Below are 21,839 nucleotides of genomic sequence, written 5' to 3'. Positions count from 1 at the left end.
TATTGTCGTTTTGTTTATCAGCTAAAGTGTAACCTGATGTGAAATTTATTAACAAAAGGTGCGTTATGGAATGGCATGTGAAGAAGTCTTGCTGTCTCAAAAAAGCAAGGAGGCTTTATATCGTACTTTGCGATAGCGGCGGTTCGCTGAAGATGCTGGCCGAGGCGCAATCTACCGAGTCGCTTAAGCCCGGAGACCTCCTTTCACCCCTGAAAGATGCCCAATATTGTATTAATCGCGATAAGGCCCGAATGATTAAAATCATTGATGCCAGACAGTATATTTGTGACGAATGGGAACGCCTGTTACGACAGTCCGAAGATAAATAATTAGGGCTGACACTTGCGTGAAGGCAGAAAAATCGTCATTAGCCCTGCCATGATGCATAGCACTCCAGCGAGCGCCTTTACTGAAAATGATCCCTGCCAGCCGGGCAGGATCATGGATGCAACCCACACTAACACATAGCTCAGGCTGAGCAGGGCATAGGCCTTGCTGAGCGCAAGCTGGTGCAGGGCTTTATGCCAGCAAATAACCGATAGTAAATAGCCTGCCAGCCCGGCATACAGGGAAAACGCGCCGATGCTAAGAGAAAATACGGCAGAGATGAATGCCAGCGGTTGCAGCATTGGCGGCAGATTATCCATCGCAAAGCCGAGGCTCAACTGGGCGACTGAAGTGATAATCACGCTACATAATCCCCAAAATAGGCCCATTACACCGCACTCCCAAGAATAAAGATGCCGGTGATGATTAGCCCAACCCCCAGCCAGTGACGCGTGGTGACTGGTTCGCGCCAGATTTTCCATGCGGCCAGTGTCACCCATACAAAGTTAAGACTAAGCATGGGATAGGCGATACCGACAGGAATGTTCTGCAGTACCGCCAGCCACAGCAGCATGGCCAGACCGAGGCTTGCCAGAGCAAGCCCTATCCATTGCGTAACATGGCGTTTCCGCACACGAACGGAGACGGGGCGGGTCGCCTGCTTCTGGCATAACTGACCGCAGACGCTGAGCAGACTGGCGAGAACTAAGGCTATCCAGATCATTTAGGCCGATACTGAATCAGAACCAAACGCCCCTGATTATCAATGTAGTCAGCGGGAGGGATGGCAAATTGATTAATATCTTCATCCTTATCAATTGTGAGCACGAGCGTAATATTTCCTTGCTGACGATGTTGCGCTAACCAGTCGGCAAAGTCTTCCCGACTGACAAAGCGCCCCTGCGCATCCGGGTAGTTGAGGCCATATTTTAACTCGCCCGTTTGGCTGTACATCATGATGTCGTCACGCTTCAGGCTCCAGGCCAGCCCTGCGGCAACACCAACGTTGTCGGCGAGAATGTAACGGCTCGACTCCAGCGACTCTTTGGTCATCTCGACAAAAAACTGCGGCTGTTTAGACTCCATCACCCGGTCAGGGACTGAGAAGCCAAACAGCAGCGCGAGTCCCAGCGGGCACAGCGCGGCAAATTCCCAGTTCTTCTCGCTGTTATTTAGCGTATACCAGCCGAACAGTGCCCAGGTGATAAAAATGCCCCACGCGCAAAACACCTTATACGTTTCGATATACGACCAGACCGGCGTCTTTAACGGACCCAATGTGGACACAATAAATGTGGCAACAATACCGATCACACCGAACAGCACGTTGATCCAACTATTCACGCGCAGCGCGGCTGAGCCTTTTTCCGCGGCCTGCAGGCCGAAACGCGCCGTTAATATCGCCAGCGGCGCGAAGCAGGAAAGAATATAGGTCGGAAGTTTTCCTTTGGCGATGCTGAAAAACAGGATTGGCATAATAATCCAGCTTAACAGGTACAGTGCGCTGCGCGGAACATCCCGCTCACGCCAGCCCGTACGCAGCGCGCCGGGGAGCAGTCCGAGCCATGGTAGTGCACCAACCACAAATACCGGAATGTAGTACCAGATGGGGGCCTTGTGTTGGGCATCATCCTGCGCGAAGCGTTGAATATGTTCAACCCAGAAGAAGTAATGCCAGAAATCCGGCTCACGCTGGGCAATCGCTATTCCCCAGGGCAGCACAATCATGACGCAGCCGACCACTGCCAGCAGACCGTAGATAATGAGGTCTTTCCAACGCTTTTGCATGAAAACCCACGGCAGTACGCTGAGCACAGGAACAGCTAGCGCCAGGAAGCCCTTGGTCATCACGCCCATGCCGCAGGTTAACCCTAGCAACAAAAAGGCGATAATTTTGCGCGTTCGGGTGGTGGCCTGCATCCCCTCCCAAAAGCAGCACATGCCAGCCATTAGCCAGAGAGCAATGATGGGATCAAGTACCGCGTAGGTGCCGATGCTGTAAACCGAGAAAAACGTTAAAAAGATTACTGAAGAGAGTACGGCGGTCCGCTTATCCTGCCATAACCGCATGGCAAGCCAGGCAACCAGTAGTGCCGTCAGCAGGGTGGCAAAAATGGCCCCCGCTCTGACGCCAAAATTATTGGTGCCAAACACCCATTGCCCGATGCTGTTTAACCAGTATCCGGCAATGGGTTTTTCGAAGTAACGGAGTCCTAAAAAGTGCGGCACGATCCAGTCGCCGGACGTCAGCATTTCCCGGCTGATTTCGGCATAGCGCGTTTCATCAGGTTGCCAGAGCAGGCGGCTGTTAATGGGGAGAATGAAATACAGCGCAATAAACGCGATAAAGGCCAGAGTGTAGCGGGCAGCAGGTTTCATTGTGTTGCACTCACCGATTGTTGGCAGCCGAGCCATCCCTCTCTGCCGGGTATTTTTCCACGTACGATCTGCCCTGTTGGCAGCGAACTGACATCGTCAGGTAACAGATCGCCGAGCGGGCAAAATGTAATCCCCATGTCGGCGGCTCGAGTCAGCAGCTCGTCAAAATTCTGATGAAAAGCGATGCCTTCAACTTCCGCATGAATGGTATACACCGGAGTTCCTCTGCTCATCTGGATGTGGGAGAGAATATAAGCGTTGAAGTCCACCGCCTGGACCTCCTGACCAACCACTTCATCCCATGTTGGTAACGTGACAGGAATTTGCGGTGTACCTGCTTTCCCTGACGCCAGTACAGGACGAAATAACGACGTTCCCCGACAGTCGCTGTTATAGCGCAGATGGAACGTTTCTTTTGCGTCGACGACGCGGTTGTCGGCACGCCATCCGGCAACGGCAGAACAGGTAACAGGTTGTCCGATGATGGTTTCAAGAGCGGTGATGCCTCGTGAAATATCATCAATCAGCTGTTTATCATTCCAGGTTCCGCTACGCGCCTGCCAGGCATGATGATCCCAGGCATGCAAACCGGTTTCATGAATCAGGGCGGTTTGCGCGATGATTGCCGCATTGGCCTGGCCGATCTCTTTTCCCGGCCACGCGGTTCCCGCGAGCAATATATCCCAGCCGTAGAGTGATGCTGCGTTTGAGCGCAGCATCTTCCACAGAAATTTCGGCTTCACAAGACGCCAGAGATGGCGTCCCATGTTGTCCGGTCCAACGCTAAAGAAAAAACTTGCCCGAATGTTATGTCGGTTCAATGTCTCTAACAGGCGGGGCACGCCTTCGCGCGTCCCCCTGAACGTATCGACATCAATGCGCAAGCCTACTTTGGTCATGATGTGTGTTCCGTGATATCCACACTGCGTAAGAAGAAGTCCAGCGTCTCTTCTACTGTTTCCTGCATCTCAATGGTGGGCTCCCAGTTCAGGCAGCGTTTTGCATTACGAATGTTGGGCTTACGATGCTCAACGTCCTGATAACCTTTACCATAGTAGCTGCTGCTTTCGACGTTACGGAAACCGGCAAACGGCGGGAAGTGGTTGCGTAATGGATGTTTTTCAAAACAGGTAAGCAGCATTTCTGCCAATTCCTGAATACTGGCTTCGTTCTCCGGGTTACCGATGTTGATAATTTCGCCGTCACAGCGTCCGTCTTCGTTTTCAATGATGCGGTACAGAGCTTCAATACCATCGCGAATATCAGTAAAGCAGCGTTTTTGCTTGCCGCCTTCAATCAGCTTAATCGGTGAACCTTCCACCAGATTGAGAATAAGTTGGGTAATGGCGCGTGAGCTGCCGATACGTGCGGCGTTAAGGCTGTCCAGACGCGGCCCCATCCAGTTAAATGGACGGAACAGGGTGAAGCGCAATCCCTCTTTTTCGCCGTATGCCCAGATTACGCGGTCCAGTAACTGCTTGGAAACGGAGTAGATCCAGCGTGGTTTATTCACCGGGCCGACGATCAGATTCGAGCTGTCCTCATCGAAGACTTTGTCGGTACACATGCCGTAGACTTCAGATGTTGACGGGAAAATGATGCGCTTACGGTATTTCACACAGTAGCGAATGATTTTCAGGTTCTCTTCAAAATCGAGCTCAAACACGCGCAGCGGGTTGCGGGTATATTCGATTGGTGTGGCGATTGCTACCAGCGGTAGTACGACGTCGCATTTTTTCACATGATATTCAATCCATTCGGAGTGAATGCTGATGTCACCCTCGACGAAGTGGAATCGCGGGTGCTGCAGAAAACGACTAATGGCGTCGCTGCCAATGTCAAGTCCATACACTTCGTAATTGTCTTCTTGTAACAGGCGTTCAGTCAGATGGTTACCAATGAAGCCATTGACGCCAAGGATCAGCACGCGAGTACGGCGTTTAGTGGTGGTAACTGACTGGCTGTTCAGGCGGGAACCCGGCACCAGACCCAGAACCTGCGCCAGCTGTGATCCCTGCATGGCAATACCATCGCCAGCTTGTCCGGTGATAATTTCTAGTGCGCCATCGACACAGGCGATCAGCAAAGGCGAAATGGAGATGACGGTTCCTGGTTGGGCAGCGAGGTCATTTGTGCAAACGCGTGACGACCAAACGGTGAATTTTTGCGTACCAACATAGCTAAACGCGCCCGGCCAAGGATCGCTGACGGCGCGTACCTGGTTATGCAACTCTGCAGCTGGCTTGTTCCAGTCGAGGAAGCTATCTTCTGGCGCACGGCGACCAAAACAGGTCGCTTCTTCTTCCTGTTGGGGACGTTCTGCATAATCTCCCGTTTTAATTGCGGGTAGTGTTTGTTCCAGTAACTGACGCGCAGCCTGGCATAATTTATGGTGCAGCGTTAATGCCACATCATCCGGCGAAATAGCAACCCGTTGCTGGGCGATAATGGCACCTGCATCCGCACGTTTGACCATCCGATGAAGCGTGACGCCGGTTTCGGTTTCGCCATTGACCAATACCCAGTTCAGCGGCGCGCGACCGCGATATTTCGGCAGCAGCGAGCCGTGCAGATTAAATGCACCCTTAGGGGCAAGGCTGAGGATCTCGTCACTCAGCAAATGACGATAGTAGAACGAGAAAATAACATCCGGTGCCAGTTGGCTGATGCGCTCAATCCATAAGGGATGGTTGACCTCGTCCGGGGCGTAAACCGGAATACCAGCGCTGGCGGCGAGGCGGGAAACAGATCCAAAAAACGCTTTTTCACCTGGGTTATCGGTGTGCGTAAAAATTGCAGCGATTTCATAACCTGCATCCAACAAGGCCTGGACACCCTGACATCCCATATCGTGATAGGCAAATACGACGGCTTTCATGCGTGGTTTTCCTCGGTTGACTGCGTGGTTTGTGGGCGTATAACGTGTTGAACAAAATAGCGGGGGCGGGCACGGACATCGTTATAGATGCGACCGATATATTCCCCGAGTAAACCCATGCCAATAAACTGTGCGCCGATAAAGGTAAACAGAACGGCAAACAGCATGAATACCCCTTCTGCAGCCCACTGCGGACCGAGCGTCAGGCGCAGAACAACAAGCAGAACGGATATGGTAAAGCCCGTGGCTGCAATTACGCTGCCCAACAGGCTCAACATACGAAGCGGCGTTGTGGTCAGACAGGTCACCAGGTCATACATCAGGTTGATCAGACGCATGAAGCTGTATTTGGAGTCACCAAATTCACGTTCTGCATGGTGTACCGGGATTTCCGTAGCGCGACGGGCAAAAATATTGGCCAGAATCGGGATAAAAGTGCTGCGCTCCTGGCAATGCAGCATGGCATCGACGATGTGGCGGCGATAGGCGCGTAACATACAACCGTAGTCACCCATCGCTTTACCGGTGGTGCGCTGAATCAGATGGTTGATCATGCGTGAGGCGGTCTTACGAAATACGCTGTCCTGACGATTCTGACGTACCGTTCCTACCACATCGAACCCCTCATCTGCGGTGGCGACCAGCCGTGGGATCTCCTCCGGCGGGTTCTGCAAATCGGCATCCAGTGTGATGATCAAGTCGCCAGTGACATGGCTGAAACCGGCCATAATCGCCGAGTGTTGCCCGTAATTGCGATTCAGCAAAATAGAAACAATATGGCTGTTTGGTGCCTGGGAGGCGTTCATCATCAACTGAGCGGAATTGTCACTGCTGCCGTCATCGATCAGCAGGATTTCATAGTCCTTGCCCAACTTTTCGCAGGCGGCGCTGGTACGTCTGATTAGTTCAGGCAGGCTTTCCTGTTCATTAAAAACGGGAATGACCACCGAGACTTTTTTGATCGGTGCTGCTTCAAACATATTTATTGTCCTGCAATCTCGCGAAGTGCCGTTATGACCCGCTGGGTGTCAGCGGCGGTCATATCGGGGAATAACGGCAGCGAGCAGATGCGTGCGCTATTCCATTCTGTATTTGGGAGCGAAAGGGTAGTGAAGCGTTCGCGGTAGTATTTTTGCGTGTGGGCTGCACGAAAATGCAGACCAGTGCCGATATCTTTAGCCTTCAGTGCTTCCATCAGAGCATCTCTGCTCAGGCCACAGCGCGCTTCGTCAACGCGAATGATGAACAGATGCCAGGCATGAACATGCGACCACTGAGGCAGGCTCAGCGGTTGAAATGGCGTATCGGCTAGCGCCTGTTGATATTCATGGGCAATTTGCGCCCGCCGTGAGTTCAGCTGTTGTAGTTTATTCAGCTGTACCAGCGCGATGGCAGCATTGATATCGGTAAGGTTGTATTTGTAGCCTGGCGCAAGCACTTCGGCCTGCGGCGCCCGGCCATAGGTTTGTCGATCGTAAGCATCAACGCCCAGACCGTGAAACTTCAGACTGCGAAGCCGCTGAGCAAGCTGACTATCGTCAGTAACAATCAGCCCACCTTCTGCGCAGGTGATATTTTTGATGGCGTGAAATGAGAAGATTGCCGTGCCGCGCGCGCCGACATGGCGGCCTTTATACTGCGTTCCTACGGCATGGGCTGCATCTTCTATGACCGGAATACCATACCGCTCGCCAATCGCATAAATCGCGTCAAGGTCGGCTGGAGCGCCAGCGTAATGTACCGGAATAATGGCCTTGGTGCGTGGCGTGATAGCGGCTTCAATTTGCTCTGGTGTGACCATCAGCGTATCGCGGTCGACATCGATCATCACGGGGGTCGCACCCAGCAGGACAATCATGTTGAGGGTAGAAACCCACGTCATTGACGGCGTAATGACCTCATCGCCTGCACCTATGTTCAGCGCCATTAGCGTGATATGCATACCTGCCGTGGCGGAACAGACAGCGACGGCGTGTTGATTTCCTGTCAACTGGCAGAAGGCTTCTTCCAGCTGTTGATTCTTCGGGCCAGTGGTTATCCATCCAGAGTCCAGCACTGCTTTCACGGCTGCAAGCTCTTCAGCACCCATTGCCGGGCGAGAGAAAGGCAAAAAGTCAGGCATCATTATTCCTTCAAGCCATTTAACGCTACCGAAGTTTTATTTTTAGGACTAAACAGGGGCGTCGTTAATTATTTCATCAGGCTACAAAGGTTAATGGCCAAAGGTTAATTTATCCTTAAGAGTTTAAGGTTTGGGATGTCAAGATAAAGACAAGAGGGAGGTGATTTATTTGTTTGAATATAAAATATTTTTATACAACGTGGCGGCATTGGCTTCTGTGCTGAATGTTGAAAACAATACCGCTATTGTGAACATTGTTTATATTACGTTTAAACTCGTTAGACTTACAGTAGTCCTTTCAAGGTTAACGTTTTTCGCGTGGCGATATTTAAGTCGTAGGTACCAAGATCTTCCGCTTTAACCCACGCGAAATCTTGAAACTCTTCGTTAATGTTCACTTCACGATTAGCTGCCACGCAATCGAAGATGAGATAAATCATATAAATCTCTTCCCGACTGCCATCGGCATAGGTTTTGGTGCGAATATCATCGCTGAAGGTCCACGGAGTAATTTCTGATAATACCAGTTGTTCACCCAGCTCCTCCCTCACTTCCCGACGCAAAGCCTCTTCGATGCGCTCACCCGGCTCAACGCCACCACCAGAAAGCGCCCACTGACCGGGAAACACGCCGCGGTCATCTGCCATTTTACACAGTAAATAGCAGCCATCGTTTTGAATTAAGGGGCAAACAATTGTTCTTTGGCGCATAGGTCAAGTCCTTCCAGGGGATTGATAATTCCATCATTCACCTATCTTACCTTTTGCTGGCTGGAGAAAAAACGCTTCATCGACGATTAAGTCCGTGTGACCGGGGAAAAATTGATAGTTGTTGAAAATGGCATTCAGGGGTACACAACGATACGTTTCATACAAAAATTTAACATTATCTCGTCTCATTAAGTAGTATTTAGTTACAATATGGCAGTGCATCGCTTTTTTAGTTCATTGATTCCTCGCCATCTGGCAGTACAATCCCTCGGTTTTGGGGCTATGTTTTGATTTTTGCTTGAAAGGATAGAAAATGAAAAAAAGTTTAATGTTGGGTTTTGCCGGCATGCTGTTTGTTTCTGCGTCGGCGAGCGCAATTAGCATTAGTGGCCAGGCTGGCGAAGATTACACCAACCTTGGGTTCGGTATGGGCACCGAGACTACGGGGCTGGCCGTCAGTGGTAACTGGATGCATAACGATGACGACGGCGATGCAGCTGGTCTGGGGTTAGGTTTGAATGTTCCACTCGGTCCGCTGTTGGCAACGGTGGGTGGGAAAGGCATTTATACTAACCCGAATGATGGTGATGAGGGTTACGCGGCGGCGGTCGGTGGTGGTTTACAGTGGCCGATTGGCGACAGCATCCGCCTGTTTGGCGAGTATTATTATTCTCCCGATTCGCTTTCCAGCGGTATCGACAGCTATGAAGAGGCTAATGCCGGTGCACGTCTGACCATTATGCGTCCGCTGAGTATTGAAGCCGGTTATCGCTACCTGAACCTTGCTGGCAAAGACGGCAACCGCGATAACGCGATTGCTGATGGCCCGTACGTTGGGGTTAACGCGAGTTTCTGATTTTTCCGGCGCGGCGTTCAGTCGCGCCTTCCCCCCTCCATGCGTTATAGTGTTTTCATCATAAAAGCAGGAGAACACGATGTTAAACGTGGAGATGCTATCCACCGGGGATGAGGTGTTGCACGGACAAATTGTCGACACCAATGCCGCCTGGCTGGCCGATTTTTTCTTTCATCAGGGTTTACCGTTAACACGTCGCAACACAGTAGGTGACAATCTTGACGATTTGGTCGCCGTTTTGCGTGAGCGTAGCGAACACGCCGACGTACTGATCGTTAACGGCGGTCTGGGGCCGACCAGCGATGATTTGAGCGCGCTGGCGGCGGCAACGGCAAAAGGCGAAGGGCTGGTGTTGCATGAAGCCTGGCTCGCCGAGATGGAACGTTATTTCCGTGAACGCGGCCGCGTGATGGCACCAAGCAACCGCAAACAGGCTGAGCTTCCCGCCAGCGCGGAGTTTATCAATAATCCAGTAGGTACTGCATGCGGGTTTGCCCTGAGGCTTAACCGCTGCCTGATGTTCTTTACGCCGGGCGTACCATCAGAATTTAAAGTCATGGTTGAGCATGAGATCCTGCCGCGTTTGCGTGAGCGCTTTTCACTGTCTCAACCCCCGCTATGCCTGCGATTAACCACCTTTGGCCGCTCTGAAAGCGAGTTGGCACAAAGCCTGGATCTGCTGACTTTGCCACCGGGCGTAACAATGGGGTATCGCTCGTCGATGCCGATTATTGAGCTGAAACTGACCGGTCCGGATTCCCAACGTGAAGCGATGCTGGCGCTGTGGCCTGAGGTGAAAAAGGTTGCCGGGCAAAACATGATTTTCGAAGGCACGGAAGGCTTGCCTGCGCAAATTGCCCGCACGTTACAGGAACGGCAATACAGCCTGACGCTGAGCGAACAATTCACCAGTGGTCTGGTGGCGCTGCAGCTTTCGCGCGCAAATGCTCCGCTGCTCGCGAGCGAAGTGGTTCCGCCCCAGGAAGAAACGCTGGCGCAAACAGCGCACTGGGTAACCGAGCGACGCGGCAACCATTATGCGGGGCTGGCACTGGCGATATCCGCGTTCGAAAACGAACATATTAACTTTGCGCTGGCAACACCTGATGGAACGCATGCCTTACGCGTCCGGCTGAATGCTAATCGCTACAGCTTGGCGATTCACCAGGAAGTGTGCGCGATGATGGCACTGAATATGCTGCGCCGTTGGCTTAACGGACAGGATATTGCCAACGAACATGGCTGGATCGACGTGGTGGAATCCCTGACGCTGCCTGCCTGATTTATTCTCTCTCTTCTTTTTGTTATGGGAAGGTGCCCTGGCCTTCCCATTATCAGTCCAACCTGTTGTACTCCCAACAAAAAAATCTGTGCGTTAGTTCACAGTTGTACTCGATTTTTCTCCAGCCTACTGGAAGAACGAGAGGATTTGATGCGCTTCACAATTTTAACCACTTTAACCTACCACACTGATTCCAGTATCTCAGACTGGAGTCCAGTATGTTGGAATCAAGTAAAGTTCCCGCGCTCACCAGGGCGATCGAAATTCTCAATCTCATTGCGCGTATCGGCCCATGCAGTGCTGCTACGATCATAGAGACGCTGGGTATACCAAAAAGTACCGCTTACCTGTTACTCAACGAACTTAAACGTCAGCGTTTTATCAGCATTGATCATCAGGAGAATTACTGCCTGTGGACCAAGTTGGTTGAGCTGTCGGGGCACGCTCTGAGTAAGATGGATTTACGTGAACTGGCGCGTCCACGGTTGACACAACTGATGGATGAGACCGGGTTACTTTGCCATCTGGGGATCATTGACCACGAAAGCGCGTATTACATCCTGAAAGTGGAGTCGTCATCCACTATTAGCGTGCGCTCCCACGAGGGGAAAAGTCTTTCGCTCTATCGCTCTGGGATCGGCAAGTGTCTGCTAGCCTGGCAACCTGCCGCCGTACGTAAAGCCATTATTGAACAACTGATATGGGAACAGGCAACGCCAACCACTATCACCAGACCACAGCAGTTGAATGACGAGCTTGAGCGTATTCGTCAGCGTGGATGGAGCTTTGATAATGGCGAAGATTACCCCGATGTTCGCTGCGTCGCAGCGCCTGTTTTTAACGCTAACAATGAACTGACCGCAGCAATTTCGGTGGTCGGCACGCGTCTGCAAATTAACGAAGAGAATCGTGACTATCTGGCCGGGAAAGCAATTGCCTGCGCCAGGGATATTTCGCGCCTGCTGGGATGGAAAAGTCCCTTCGACTCACTCGCTTCATAAAAAGGAGAACATCATGACCCTACCTAAAATTAAACATGTCCGTGCCTGGTTTACCGGTGGCGCTACAGCAGATAAAGGCGCAGGCGGTGGTGATTATCACGATCAGGGCGCTAACCACTGGATTGACGATCATATCGCCACGCCAATGAGTAAATATCGTGAATACGAGCAATCACGTCAGTCTTTTGGCATCAACGTGTTAGGAACGTTGATTGTTGAAGTAGAGGCTGAGAGCGGGCAGACCGGTTTTGCCGTTTCGACGGCAGGGGAGATGGGCTGCTTTATTGTGGAAAAGCATCTCAATCGTTTTATCGAAGGTAAATGCGTTAGCGATATCAAACTCATTCATGACCAGATGCTCGGTGCAACAATGTATTACTTCGGCTCTGGTGGTCTGGTAATGAACACCATCTCGTGCGTAGATCTGGCGTTGTGGGATCTGTTTGGCAAAGTGGTGGGGTTACCGGTCTATAAGTTGCTGGGTGGTGCGGTACGAGACGAAATTCAATTCTACGCGACGGGCGCGCGTCCGGATCTGGCGAAGGAGATGGGTTTTATTGGCGGTAAAATGCCAACCCACTGGGGACCGCATGACGGGGATGCCGGGATCCGCAAAGATTCGGCAATGGTTGCTGATATGCGCGAGAAATGCGGTCCTGATTTCTGGCTGATGCTCGACTGCTGGATGAGTCAGGACGTGAACTATGCCACCAAACTGGCTCATGCCTGTGCGCCACACAATCTGAAGTGGATCGAAGAGTGTCTGCCTCCGCAACAGTATGAAGGCTATCGCGAACTGAAACGCAACGCTCCGGCGGGGATGATGGTCACCAGCGGTGAACATCACGGAACGCTGCAATCCTTCCGCACGCTGTCTGAAACTGGCATCGATATTATGCAGCCGGATGTAGGCTGGTGCGGTGGGTTAACCACGTTAGTAGAAATTGCCGCTATTGCGAAATCGCGTGGCCAACTGGTGGTGCCACATGGCTCATCAGTTTACTCACACCATGCGGTGATCACGTTCACCAACACCCCGTTCAGCGAATTCCTGATGACCAGCCCGGATTGCTCAACGATGCGTCCGCAGTTTGACCCTATCCTTCTTGACGAACCCGTGCCCGTCAATGGCCGCATTCATAAGTCAGTGCTGGATAAACCGGGATTTGGCGTCGAGCTTAACCGCGACTGCAATCTGAAGCGCCCTTATAGCCACTAATGACCTGTGCGTTGCCTTTTTCACGGCAACGCCCTCATTTTTTTGAGGATTTTGCTATGAGTACCACGTTACTTGACGGTGTGGTGAAGAAAAACCGTGCCCGTTTGATTCCCTTTATGCTGGCGCTGTATGTGCTGGCGTTTCTTGACCGCTCGAACATCGGGTTTGCCAAAGAGACCTATCAGATTGATACCGGCCTGAGCAATGAAGCTTATGCATTGGGAGCAGGAATTTTCTTTGTGGTTTACGCCTTTCTGGGCGTTCCTGCCAACTTGTTGATGCGTAAATTTGGCGCCAGAACCTGGATTGGTACCACCACGTTGCTGTGGGGATTTCTCTCTGCGGCGATGGCATGGGCGGATACGGAAGCGAAGTTTCTGATTATCCGTACTCTGCTGGGTGCGGCAGAGGCGGGCTTCTTCCCCGGTATGATTTACCTGACATCGCAGTGGTTCCCCCAGCGCAATCGCGCCAGCATTATGGGCCTGTTCTATATGGGGGCGCCGCTGGCATTAACCCTGGGATCGCCGCTGTCTGGCGCGCTGCTTGAGATGCACGGTTTTATGGGACATCCGGGGTGGTTTTGGATGTTTGTTATCGAAGGTTTATTGGCGGTAGGCGCAGGGGTTTTCACCTTCTTCTGGCTTGACGACACGCCGCAGCAGGCGCGTTTCCTGAGCGCTGAGGAAAAGGCTGCGCTCATTAGCCAACTGGCGAGTGAAGAGGAGAAAAAGGTTACGTCGCGACTGTCGGATGCACTGCGTAATGGTCGTGTCTGGCAACTGGCGATTATCTATCTGACGATTCAGGTCGCAGTGTATGGCTTGATCTTCTTCTTGCCCACTCAGGTTGCGGCATTGTTAGGGACAAAAGTTGGCTTTACGGCTTCAGTCGTGACGGCGATACCGTGGGTCGCGGCGCTGTTTGGCACCTGGCTTATTCCCCGCTACTCCGATCGCACTGGCGACCGACGTAACGTTGCTGCGCTTACGCTGCTGGCGGCCGGGATTGGCATTGGCCTGTCCGGGCTGGTTTCACCAATACTGGCGATCGTGGCGCTCTGCGTCGCGGCGGTCGGTTTCATCGCCGTACAGCCGGTGTTCTGGACGATGCCAACGCAACTTCTTTCCGGCACAGCGCTGGCGGCAGGGATTGGTTTCGTCAACCTGTTTGGTGCCGTAGGCGGTTTTATTGCTCCAATTTTGCGCGTCAAAGCCGAAACGTTGTTTGCCAGCGATGCGGCTGGTCTGTTGGTCCTGGCGGGCGTTGCAATGATTGGCTCGCTTATCATCTTTACGCTGAGTGTGAACCGTTCGGTTTCACAAACCGGCGCTGCGCATCATTAATCTTATCTACGTTGTAAGGATCGTTATGAACGCATTGTTATCAAACTCTTTCAAAGAAGGATTGTTGAGAGGAGAGGTCCAGGTTGGCCTGTGGCTCAGTTCGACCACCTCCTATATGGCGGAGATTGCCGCTACATCAGGCTATGACTGGTTATTGATTGATGGTGAACATGCGCCGAATACGGTGCAAGATCTCTACCACCAACTCCAGGCGATTGCGCCTTATTCCAGTCAACCGGTGGTACGTCCCGTTGAGGGCAGTAAAGCGTTGATTAAGCAGGTACTGGATATTGGTGCGCAGACGCTGCTGATCCCAATGGTCGACAGTGCAGAGCAGGCGCGTCAGGTGGTTTCCGCCACTCGTTATCCTCCGCTCGGCGAGCGTGGCGTTGGTGCCAGCGTGGCGCGAGCGGCGCGCTGGGGGCGTATCGACAAGTATATGGAACGGGCCAATGAATCACTCTGTCTGCTGGTGCAGGTCGAGAGTAAAGCAGCCCTGGATGATCTGGATGCGATTCTGGACGTTGAAGGTATTGACGGTGTCTTTATTGGTCCGGCGGATCTTTCTGCATCACTGGGCTATCCGGATAACGCCGGACACCCAGTGGTGCAGCGGATCATTGAGCAGTGCATCCGCCGTATCCGCGCAGCCGGTAAAGCCGCAGGATTCCTCGCGGTTGACCCGGCAATGGCGCAAAAATGTCTGCACTGGGGCGCGAACTTTGTCGCTGTAGGCGTTGATACCATGCTTTATACCGAAGCGCTGGATCGCCGGTTGGCAATATTTAAGCCGGAGAAGCCTGCACAAACGTTAAAAAGCAGTTACTAATATCAGGCCCGATGGTGTAAGGCTATCGGGCCTGATACAGCGCTTAACTTAGCGCTTTTGCTAACAGGGTAATGGGATGCTCACAACGAAGGCTTGTCGACATCTCAATCTGCCATTTACAGGTTTCGCAGTCGGTGACGACGATATCCGCGCCGCTTTCTTCAATCTGACGGAATAACGGTGCGCCAATAGACTGTGAAGTCGGGTAGTTTTCCTTTTTAAAGCCGTAAGTCCCGGCAATCCCGCAGCATTGAGAATCCAGCACCGTCAGCTCCAGCCCCGGAATTTTTCGCAGCAGTTCCAACGTGTAGAGTGTCCAGCCCATTTTCTCCATGTGGCATGGCGTGTGGTAGACCACTTTCAGCGGCAGTGTTTTCAGCGGTAGCGTTTTGCCTTCATCCAGCTTGCGCCACAGCCAGCGGGTTGCCAGCTCAATGTGTTCGCGTAGGCCTGCGTTATCGACGTCCAGCACTTCCGGATATTCATCGCGTAGCGCAAAGGTGCAGGTTGATGAAGTGGCGATCACTGGAATGCCTTTGCCGTCAATCGCTTCCCGGAGCGAGGCCACGTTGCTCACCGCCTGTTTACGTGCTTTATCGGTAAAGCCGTTGGCAATCAGCGGTACGCCGCAGCACTTCTCTTTGCTCAGCAGTTGAACGCCGGTTCCCATGGCGTTGAGCACCTTGATCAGATCTTTACCGAGCTGCGGATGGTTGTAATTTACAAAACAGCCGTGGAAAAAGGCGACCTGATCCTGATACTGCGCTTGCTGGGCGGCAACGCTGCGATACCAGCGGCGGAAGGTGCCAAAAGAGTATTTCGGTAGCGTACGGCGATGATCGATTTTTAGCGCGTAATCCAGCAGCTGGCGTACCGGTTTCAGTGACGTAGCCGTGTTCACTATCGGGGCGAAGGGTGTGGATACGCTACCCATTAAATCGGTATGGCTTAAGACAAAGTTACGTATAGACGGACGCGTCGCGTCGTATTTGGCGCGTGCGCGTTGGATGATATCGCCAATTTTCACATCTGACGGACAAGCCACTTCGCAGCGCTTACAGTTGATACAGTATTTCAGCGCATCGTCATATAACGCGCCATCTTTCAGACGCAGACGTTCTCCGTCCGGGCCAGCCTGTTTAGGGCCAGGGTAGTTTGGATTGACGCGACTAACCGGGCAGGCGGTGGTGCACACCGTACATTTGATACAACTTTCAAAACGTGTGTCGCTCATTGCTCACCTCCTGCACGTTTCGCAATATGATGTGCGGCATGTAAGGCGCTTACTGCGCACACGCCGCCTCCGCAACCCTGGGCGATGGGATCGAATCCGCCAAGAACGGAGCCGATGGCATACATATTATCTATCGTTTTTCCCGCCAGTGACGGGCGTAGGGCGGCATCGGTTGTGACGCCAAACTGTTGCCATGGCTGTGGGTCGAAGACATCACGTTGATACCATTCGGCGCGGGTGGCAGTTTGCTGCACATCCAGTCCGAGGATCGGTTCGTAGATAGCCTCTCGGGTGGCGACCAGTCCGCTGCTGAAGAAACTGCCGCTGGCGAGCACGGCAAAACGTGGTCGCAAGGGAATATCGGCATGGTTACGGGTCCAGATTTCGCTGACTACGCCATCCTGACAGGTTATTTTTTTCACTTCATCGCCTGGCATCCAGACGCCGCCCTGACGCACAAACTGGCGCTGTAATTTGTTGTGCAAACGCATGCCCAGTACCGAAGGTGGTAGGGTCGGTAACAGCGACAGCGAGCAGGGAAGGCGTTCATTCAGCCACTGCCAGAGCCGCTCATCTGCCAGACCGAAGCAGGCTGGCATGATTATCATGTCGCAGGTTTTTGCTATTGGCAGCAGTGCGTCATAGAGTAGCGACCATTTATCGTCGTTATCCAGCAGACGCGCAATGTTGACGGCGCGAAACTCGGTCGGGTTATCACGCAGGACATCCAGCTCAGGGAGATCGATTTCTGCCGTTTCGACGCTGAGATTGCGTTGGCGCAGTGAGGCTGCGGCGAGATGCGCCTGAAAATCCAGTAAACCGCTAATACCCACAACGCAGATACGATCTGCGGACAGTGGCCAGACCGGAACTTCTGGTGAGCTTAACCAGGTTGAGCGCAGGGTTCCCAACGGGGTTACGCGCTGATGTGACTGAAGTACCTTGCCCTGCAAATGCGTGCCGCAATCTTCCAGCAGATTTTGCGCCTGCTGGGCCAGGTCCAGGACATTGTTCGTGCCGATGATGCTATATGGATGCGCGGGTGCCTGAGTGCGCAGCGTATTCAGACCCACTTCTATGTCGGTCACGGGTTGGCCATCGGGCAAGTTGCTGAGCAAATCCAGTGAGCCGGAGGAAAAATGCAGGGCGCTTTGGCCGCGAGTGACGATCGTGCAGCGCAAACCGCTTTTTTGCAGTTGCAGGCCGCACAGCAGGCCGGCCAGGCCGCCGCCGATAATGACGGAATCAAATTTCATCCTGGTGCTCCTTTTCCAGACCGCACAATCCCTGATAGACCCAGCGCGTGAATTCGCTTTCGCGCAGCGCATCTCCCCAGGCAATAGGTTGCACGCCTTTCCAGCGTTCGTTGAGGAAATCGGAAAGCTGGGTAATAGATTGTGCAGCGGTGGTGACATTAAAACGTTGCAGCAAACCTGCGGCGCGGCAGGCACACAATTCGCCCTGGCAGGTCCCCATTCCTACACGGGTACGGCGACGCAAATCCAGCAGGCTGTTGACGGTTAAATTTTCGACGGCGTATTGCACTTCGCCCGCGGTGACCGCTTCACATTCACAAACCAGGCTGCGGTGTTGGCGACCTTCGCTTAGCCACGCCGGGGTACGATCGCCATGACGATAGACCGCCGATCCGCGCAGTGGTGCTGGTAACGAAATGACGCGTTTAAGCGTATGCTCGGTAGATTCCTGTGAGCCAGGTAACGCGGTGGCTGCCGTTGTGCAAGGTTCGGTATTACCCAGCTTGCGGCAAACGGCATCTGTAGCCCACTCCGCCATCAGGCGGTAGGTCATCAGTTTGCCGCCGGTAATGGTGATAAACCCCTCCAGTCCGTCACGCTGTGCGTGATCGAACAGGACAATCCCACGGCTGACGTTACGACCGGTCGGATCGTCGTCACTTGCCACCAGCGGACGCACGCCGGAGTAGGCGCGTAAAATGCGCGTTTTCGCCATAATCGGCGCCAGTTTCTCGCCTTCACGCAGCAGAATGTCGACTTCTTCTGCGGTAACGCGGTTGCTGTCGATATCGTCGTAATCAATGTGCTGTGAGGTGGTACCGATCAATGAGATGGTATCGCCTGGCACCAGAATATCGGCGTCAGAGGGTTTACGACAGCGGTTGATGACATGCTGGTTAATCCGATGATCCATAATCAGCAGCGAACCTTTCGCCGGGAACATACGGATACTCAGATCGGCATATTCCGCAATGCGCTGACCCCAGATCCCGGCAGCGTTCACTACAACTGGCGCATGCAGAGACTGCATCTCACCCGTCAGATGATTGCGCACGTTAACGCCGCACACCGTCGTGCCTTCGCGAATCAGTCCTGTCACTTCATGCGCTGTCAAGATAACCGCACCATGCTCGCGCGCATCCAGCATATTGGCAGCGGTTAAGCGGAAAGGATCGACTGTGCCGTCCGGTACTTTTACTGCACCAATCAGCTGTGGATTGACTGAAGGTTCGATAATGCGCGCCTGTTTAGGGTCGATCGCTTCGGCGCGGATACCGGCCTCTTCACAGGCGCGAATAAAGGTTGCCTGAAAGGAGAGTTCATCTTCCGGCAGGGTAATAAACAGACCGTCCGTCGGCTCAACGCAATGGCGGGCGATACGTTTCAGGATTTGGTTTTCGCTGATGCACTCACGGGCAGATTCAGCGTCGGTGACGGCATAACGCGCACCGCTGTGCAGCAGGCCGTGATTACGTCCGGTCGCACCTGTGGCGATATCGTGGCGCTCCACTAAGATGACGCGCAACCCGCGCAGCGCACAATCGCGTGCGATCCCTGCACCTGTTGCTCCTCCACCAATGATAATCACGTCACTTGTTTGCGAGTCGCGAGTTTTCATTGTTTTTCCTCACAGTTCGTTTTTTATCATTTAGCCACATAAAAAACATGGATTGTTTGATTTCGCGCATAATCGCTCATTATTCGAAAATGAAACGTGATTTCGTGCGCCTTTATGAACATTTGTCATAAATCTGTAACAATATGTGCTGCGTTTCACATTTTTGTTATGTATCTTTCCTTAACATCGCGGCCACACTGGGAGCGGTAGGGTAGTAATGACGAACTGCAGTGTTTACTTCGAATGAGAGACGGCCACGGAGGCTACACTATGTTGAGTATTTTTAAACCAGCGTCACACACGGCGCGTTTGCCTGCAGCGGAGATCGACCCGACATATCGTCGATTACGTTGGCAGATTTTTCTGGGGATTTTCTTTGGTTATGCCGCGTACTATCTGGTACGTAAGAACTTTGCCCTTGCGATGCCGTATCTGGTTGAGCAGGGGTTCTCGCGTGGCGATCTGGGTTTTGCATTGTCCGGTATCTCCATTGCTTACGGATTTTCGAAATTCATCATGGGGTCCGTTTCGGATCGCTCGAATCCGCGCGTTTTCCTGCCAGCGGGTCTGATACTGGCTGCGGCAGTGATGTTGTTTATGGGCTTTGTGCCGTGGGCGACATCGAGCATTGCGATTATGTTTGTGCTGCTGTTCCTCTGCGGATGGTTCCAGGGGATGGGGTGGCCGCCGTGTGGTCGTACCATGGTGCACTGGTGGTCGCAGAAAGAGCGTGGGAGCATTGTTTCCGTCTGGAACTGTGCGCACAACGTGGGCGGCGGTCTGCCTCCTCTGTTGTTCCTGCTCGGTATGGCCTGGTTCAATGACTGGAAAGCGGCGCTGTACATGCCTGCTTTCGGTGCGATCGTCGTCGCGCTGTTTGCTTTTGCTATGATGCGTGATACGCCGCAGTCCTGTGGCCTGCCGCCTATCGAAGAGTACAAGAACGACTACCCGGATGATTACAACGAGAAAGCGGAAGAAGAGCTGACTGCGAAGCAGATCTTCATGCAATACGTACTGCCGAACAAACTGTTGTGGTACATCGCTATCGCTAACGTGTTTGTTTATCTGCTGCGCTACGGCATCCTGGACTGGTCACCAACCTACCTGAAAGAAGTGAAACATTTCGCACTGGATAAATCATCCTGGGCGTACTTCCTGTATGAATATGCGGGGATTCCTGGCACGCTGCTGTGTGGCTGGATGTCGGATAAAGTCTTCCGTGGAAACCGTGGCGCGACCGGTGTGTTCTTTATGACGCTGGTAACGATTGCGACCATCGTCTACTGGATGAACCCGGCAGGTAATCCGAACGTGGATATGGCTTGTATGATTATCATCGGCTTCCTGATCTACGGCCCGGTCATGTTGATTGGTCTGCACGCGCTGGAACTGGCGCCGAAAAAAGCGGCGGGGACGGCGGCTGGCTTTACCGGTCTGTTCGGTTATCTCGGCGGTTCTGTGGCCGCGAGCGCCATTGTCGGCTACACCGTTGACTTCTTCGGTTGGGACGGCGGCTTTATGGTGATGATTGGCGGTAGCGTGCTGGCGGTTATTCTGCTGGTAGTCGTCATGATTGGCGAAAAACGCCACCACGAAGAGATGCAGCTCAAGCGTAACGGGGGCTAATAGATGAAAACCGCATTGAAAAGTCTCAGCGTGGCGCTGATGCTGGCAGGTATGGTTGTGAGCAGCGCGGCAGTTGCCGCAGATAAAATTGTGATTGCGCACCGTGGTGCCAGTGGTTATCTGCCAGAGCATACGTTACCTGCGAAAGCGATGGCCTATGCTCAGGGAGCGGATTACCTGGAGCAGGATTTGGTGATGACCAAGGACGACCATCTGGTCGTCCTGCATGACCACTATCTTGACCGTGTCACCGATGTTGCCGAGCGTTTCCCGGATCGTGCGCGTAAAGATGGGCGTTACTACGCTATCGACTTTACGCTGGATGAGATTAAATCGCTGAAATTTACCGAAGGCTTTGATATCGAAAATGGCAAAAAGGTCCAGACCTACCCAGGGCGTTTCCCGATGGGTAAATCTGATTTCCGTGTGCACACTTTCGAAGAAGAGATTGAGTTCGTTCAGGGATTAAATCATTCAACCGGTAAAAATATCGGCATTTACCCGGAAATGAAAGCGCCGTGGTTCCATCATCAGGAAGGGAAGGACATTGCGGCTAAGACGCTGGAAGTACTGAAAAAGTACGGATACACCAACAAGAACGACAAGGTTTATCTGCAGTGTTTTGATGTCGCAGAGTTAAAACGTATTAAGAATGAACTGGAACCGAAGATGGGGATGGATCTCAATCTGGTACAGTTAATTGCATATACAGACTGGAATGAAACTCAGGAGAAAAAGCCGGACGGCAGTTGGGTTAATTACAACTACGACTGGATGTTTAAACCGGGTGCCATGAAGCAGGTTGCACAGTATGCGGATGGCATTGGGCCGGACTACCATATGCTGGTTGATGAGAAGTCGAAGAAAGGCAATATCTCATTAACTGGCATGGTACAGGATGCGCATCAGAACAAGATGGTGGTGCATCCGTATACCGTTCGTGCCGATCAGTTGCCGGATTACACCACTGACGTAAACCAACTGTATGACATTCTGTATAACAAGGCGGGCGTTGACGGGCTGTTCACCGACTTTCCCGACAAAGCAGTGAAATTCCTGAATAAAGAGTAATGGCATAAGGCCTGTGATGCACCTCCGGTCACAGGCCTTATTGGACGAAACGTTATTAACTGCTAGATAAGGCCGTCTGCTG

20 protein-coding genes are annotated in these 21,839 nt (G+C 52.7%); 9 read left to right on the top strand and 11 right to left on the bottom strand.

Annotated features, from left to right (window positions below):
* The first annotated feature begins 65 nt into the window (after positions 1-65).
* Entirely contained in the window at positions 66-329 is a 264-nt protein-coding gene (gene pmrD / locus ACU8YC_RS06160) for a signal transduction protein PmrD (RefSeq protein ID WP_151219915.1), read from the top strand.
* Here the strand turns inward: pmrD and arnF are convergent, their stop codons facing one another.
* From arnF to nudI, 8 genes are all read right to left on the bottom strand, one after another.
* The gene (arnF, locus tag ACU8YC_RS06155; RefSeq protein ID WP_151219914.1) at positions 330-716 is read right to left on the bottom strand and encodes a 4-amino-4-deoxy-L-arabinose-phosphoundecaprenol flippase subunit ArnF; all 387 of its coding nucleotides are present in this window, start codon (positions 714-716) and stop codon (positions 330-332) included.
* Positions 716-1,051, bottom strand: coding sequence for a 4-amino-4-deoxy-L-arabinose-phosphoundecaprenol flippase subunit ArnE (gene arnE / locus ACU8YC_RS06150; RefSeq protein ID WP_151219913.1), 336 nt, complete (start codon positions 1,049-1,051; stop codon positions 716-718). Before arnE ends, arnF begins: the two co-directional genes overlap by 1 nt.
* A complete protein-coding gene (arnT, locus tag ACU8YC_RS06145; RefSeq protein ID WP_151219912.1) occupies positions 1,048-2,706 on the bottom strand; it encodes a lipid IV(A) 4-amino-4-deoxy-L-arabinosyltransferase in 1,659 nt (552 codons plus the stop codon). Before arnT ends, arnE begins: the two co-directional genes overlap by 4 nt.
* Entirely contained in the window at positions 2,703-3,605 is a 903-nt protein-coding gene (gene arnD, locus ACU8YC_RS06140; protein WP_151219911.1) for a 4-deoxy-4-formamido-L-arabinose-phosphoundecaprenol deformylase, read from the bottom strand. The genes arnT and arnD overlap by 4 nt, the downstream gene beginning before the upstream one ends.
* Complete coding sequence (arnA, locus tag ACU8YC_RS06135; RefSeq protein ID WP_187253453.1) at positions 3,602-5,584, bottom strand: bifunctional UDP-4-amino-4-deoxy-L-arabinose formyltransferase/UDP-glucuronic acid oxidase ArnA; 1,983 nt, start codon at positions 5,582-5,584, stop codon at positions 3,602-3,604. Before arnA ends, arnD begins: the two co-directional genes overlap by 4 nt.
* Complete coding sequence (arnC, locus tag ACU8YC_RS06130; RefSeq protein ID WP_187253452.1) at positions 5,581-6,564, bottom strand: undecaprenyl-phosphate 4-deoxy-4-formamido-L-arabinose transferase; 984 nt, start codon at positions 6,562-6,564, stop codon at positions 5,581-5,583. The genes arnA and arnC overlap by 4 nt, the downstream gene beginning before the upstream one ends.
* A gap of 2 nt (positions 6,565-6,566) precedes the next feature.
* Positions 6,567-7,706 (bottom strand): UDP-4-amino-4-deoxy-L-arabinose aminotransferase, encoded by a 1,140-nt coding sequence (arnB, locus tag ACU8YC_RS06125; RefSeq protein WP_151219967.1) that lies wholly within the window; start codon positions 7,704-7,706, stop codon positions 6,567-6,569.
* 284 nt (positions 7,707-7,990) lie between these two features.
* Positions 7,991-8,416 carry a nucleoside triphosphatase NudI gene (gene nudI, locus ACU8YC_RS06120; protein ID WP_151219909.1) on the bottom strand — a complete coding sequence of 142 codons (426 nt, stop codon included), beginning with the start codon at positions 8,414-8,416 and terminating at the stop codon, positions 7,991-7,993.
* A gap of 313 nt (positions 8,417-8,729) precedes the next feature.
* Here nudI and ACU8YC_RS06115 point away from each other — a divergent pair, with 313 nt between their 5' ends.
* The 6 genes from ACU8YC_RS06115 (at position 8,730) to yfaU (ending at position 14,949) form a co-directional block, all read left to right on the top strand.
* Complete coding sequence (locus ACU8YC_RS06115) at positions 8,730-9,272, top strand: YfaZ family outer membrane protein (RefSeq protein ID WP_151219908.1); 543 nt, start codon at positions 8,730-8,732, stop codon at positions 9,270-9,272.
* Positions 9,273-9,351: 79 nt separating this feature from the next.
* Positions 9,352-10,554 (top strand): nicotinamide mononucleotide deamidase-related protein YfaY, encoded by a 1,203-nt coding sequence (locus tag ACU8YC_RS06110; protein WP_151219907.1) that lies wholly within the window; start codon positions 9,352-9,354, stop codon positions 10,552-10,554.
* Positions 10,555-10,772: 218 nt separating this feature from the next.
* Positions 10,773-11,555: an IclR family transcriptional regulator gene (locus ACU8YC_RS06105; RefSeq protein WP_151219906.1), complete on the top strand. Its 783-nt coding sequence runs from the start codon at positions 10,773-10,775 to the stop codon at positions 11,553-11,555.
* A 13-nt stretch (positions 11,556-11,568) separates the two neighbouring features.
* The gene (gene rhmD, locus ACU8YC_RS06100; protein ID WP_446895121.1) at positions 11,569-12,774 is read left to right on the top strand and encodes an L-rhamnonate dehydratase; all 1,206 of its coding nucleotides are present in this window, start codon (positions 11,569-11,571) and stop codon (positions 12,772-12,774) included.
* Positions 12,775-12,830: 56 nt separating this feature from the next.
* Entirely contained in the window at positions 12,831-14,120 is a 1,290-nt protein-coding gene (locus ACU8YC_RS06095; protein WP_252837784.1) for an MFS transporter, read from the top strand.
* Between the two features lie 25 nt (positions 14,121-14,145).
* Entirely contained in the window at positions 14,146-14,949 is an 804-nt protein-coding gene (yfaU, locus tag ACU8YC_RS06090) for a 2-keto-3-deoxy-L-rhamnonate aldolase (RefSeq protein ID WP_370619982.1), read from the top strand.
* A gap of 43 nt (positions 14,950-14,992) precedes the next feature.
* On the opposite strand, the gene glpC is transcribed toward yfaU, so the two are convergent.
* The 3 genes from glpC to glpA are packed head-to-tail and all read right to left on the bottom strand — an operon-like array spanning position 14,993 to position 19,057.
* Positions 14,993-16,183 carry an anaerobic glycerol-3-phosphate dehydrogenase subunit GlpC gene (gene glpC, locus ACU8YC_RS06085; protein ID WP_446895120.1) on the bottom strand — a complete coding sequence of 397 codons (1,191 nt, stop codon included), beginning with the start codon at positions 16,181-16,183 and terminating at the stop codon, positions 14,993-14,995.
* The gene (gene glpB, locus ACU8YC_RS06080; protein WP_151219901.1) at positions 16,180-17,439 is read right to left on the bottom strand and encodes a glycerol-3-phosphate dehydrogenase subunit GlpB; all 1,260 of its coding nucleotides are present in this window, start codon (positions 17,437-17,439) and stop codon (positions 16,180-16,182) included. The genes glpC and glpB overlap by 4 nt, the downstream gene beginning before the upstream one ends.
* Positions 17,429-19,057, bottom strand: a complete 1,629-nt coding sequence (gene glpA / locus ACU8YC_RS06075) for an anaerobic glycerol-3-phosphate dehydrogenase subunit A (RefSeq protein WP_370619984.1) — start codon at positions 19,055-19,057, stop codon at positions 17,429-17,431. Before glpA ends, glpB begins: the two co-directional genes overlap by 11 nt.
* 270 nt (positions 19,058-19,327) lie before the next feature.
* On the opposite strand from glpA, the gene glpT reads away from it, so the two are divergent.
* Positions 19,328-20,686 carry a glycerol-3-phosphate transporter gene (gene glpT, locus ACU8YC_RS06070; protein ID WP_151219899.1) on the top strand — a complete coding sequence of 453 codons (1,359 nt, stop codon included), beginning with the start codon at positions 19,328-19,330 and terminating at the stop codon, positions 20,684-20,686.
* 3 nt (positions 20,687-20,689) lie between these two features.
* Positions 20,690-21,757 carry a glycerophosphodiester phosphodiesterase gene (gene glpQ / locus ACU8YC_RS06065; RefSeq protein WP_151219898.1) on the top strand — a complete coding sequence of 356 codons (1,068 nt, stop codon included), beginning with the start codon at positions 20,690-20,692 and terminating at the stop codon, positions 21,755-21,757.
* Positions 21,758-21,839: the final 82 nt, after the last annotated feature.

This window comes from Citrobacter sp. VF227, from assembly GCF_052950715.1.
This window is presented reverse-complemented; position numbering and strand designations above follow the sequence as displayed.

Coding starts and splice junctions, on each gene's coding strand:
- pmrD (WP_151219915.1), top strand. CDS start 66: ATGGAATGGCATGTGAAGAAGTCTTGCTGTCTCAAAAAAGCAAGGAGG.
- arnF (WP_151219914.1), bottom strand. CDS start 716: ATGGGCCTATTTTGGGGATTATGTAGCGTGATTATCACTTCAGTCGCC.
- arnE (WP_151219913.1), bottom strand. CDS start 1,051: ATGATCTGGATAGCCTTAGTTCTCGCCAGTCTGCTCAGCGTCTGCGGT.
- arnT (WP_151219912.1), bottom strand. CDS start 2,706: ATGAAACCTGCTGCCCGCTACACTCTGGCCTTTATCGCGTTTATTGCG.
- arnD (WP_151219911.1), bottom strand. CDS start 3,605: ATGACCAAAGTAGGCTTGCGCATTGATGTCGATACGTTCAGGGGGACG.
- arnA (WP_187253453.1), bottom strand. CDS start 5,584: ATGAAAGCCGTCGTATTTGCCTATCACGATATGGGATGTCAGGGTGTC.
- arnC (WP_187253452.1), bottom strand. CDS start 6,564: ATGTTTGAAGCAGCACCGATCAAAAAAGTCTCGGTGGTCATTCCCGTT.
- arnB (WP_151219967.1), bottom strand. CDS start 7,706: ATGCCTGACTTTTTGCCTTTCTCTCGCCCGGCAATGGGTGCTGAAGAG.
- nudI (WP_151219909.1), bottom strand. CDS start 8,416: ATGCGCCAAAGAACAATTGTTTGCCCCTTAATTCAAAACGATGGCTGC.
- ACU8YC_RS06115 (WP_151219908.1), top strand. CDS start 8,730: ATGAAAAAAAGTTTAATGTTGGGTTTTGCCGGCATGCTGTTTGTTTCT.
- ACU8YC_RS06110 (WP_151219907.1), top strand. CDS start 9,352: ATGTTAAACGTGGAGATGCTATCCACCGGGGATGAGGTGTTGCACGGA.
- ACU8YC_RS06105 (WP_151219906.1), top strand. CDS start 10,773: ATGTTGGAATCAAGTAAAGTTCCCGCGCTCACCAGGGCGATCGAAATT.
- rhmD (WP_446895121.1), top strand. CDS start 11,569: ATGACCCTACCTAAAATTAAACATGTCCGTGCCTGGTTTACCGGTGGC.
- ACU8YC_RS06095 (WP_252837784.1), top strand. CDS start 12,831: ATGAGTACCACGTTACTTGACGGTGTGGTGAAGAAAAACCGTGCCCGT.
- yfaU (WP_370619982.1), top strand. CDS start 14,146: ATGAACGCATTGTTATCAAACTCTTTCAAAGAAGGATTGTTGAGAGGA.
- glpC (WP_446895120.1), bottom strand. CDS start 16,183: ATGAGCGACACACGTTTTGAAAGTTGTATCAAATGTACGGTGTGCACC.
- glpB (WP_151219901.1), bottom strand. CDS start 17,439: ATGAAATTTGATTCCGTCATTATCGGCGGCGGCCTGGCCGGCCTGCTG.
- glpA (WP_370619984.1), bottom strand. CDS start 19,057: ATGAAAACTCGCGACTCGCAAACAAGTGACGTGATTATCATTGGTGGA.
- glpT (WP_151219899.1), top strand. CDS start 19,328: ATGTTGAGTATTTTTAAACCAGCGTCACACACGGCGCGTTTGCCTGCA.
- glpQ (WP_151219898.1), top strand. CDS start 20,690: ATGAAAACCGCATTGAAAAGTCTCAGCGTGGCGCTGATGCTGGCAGGT.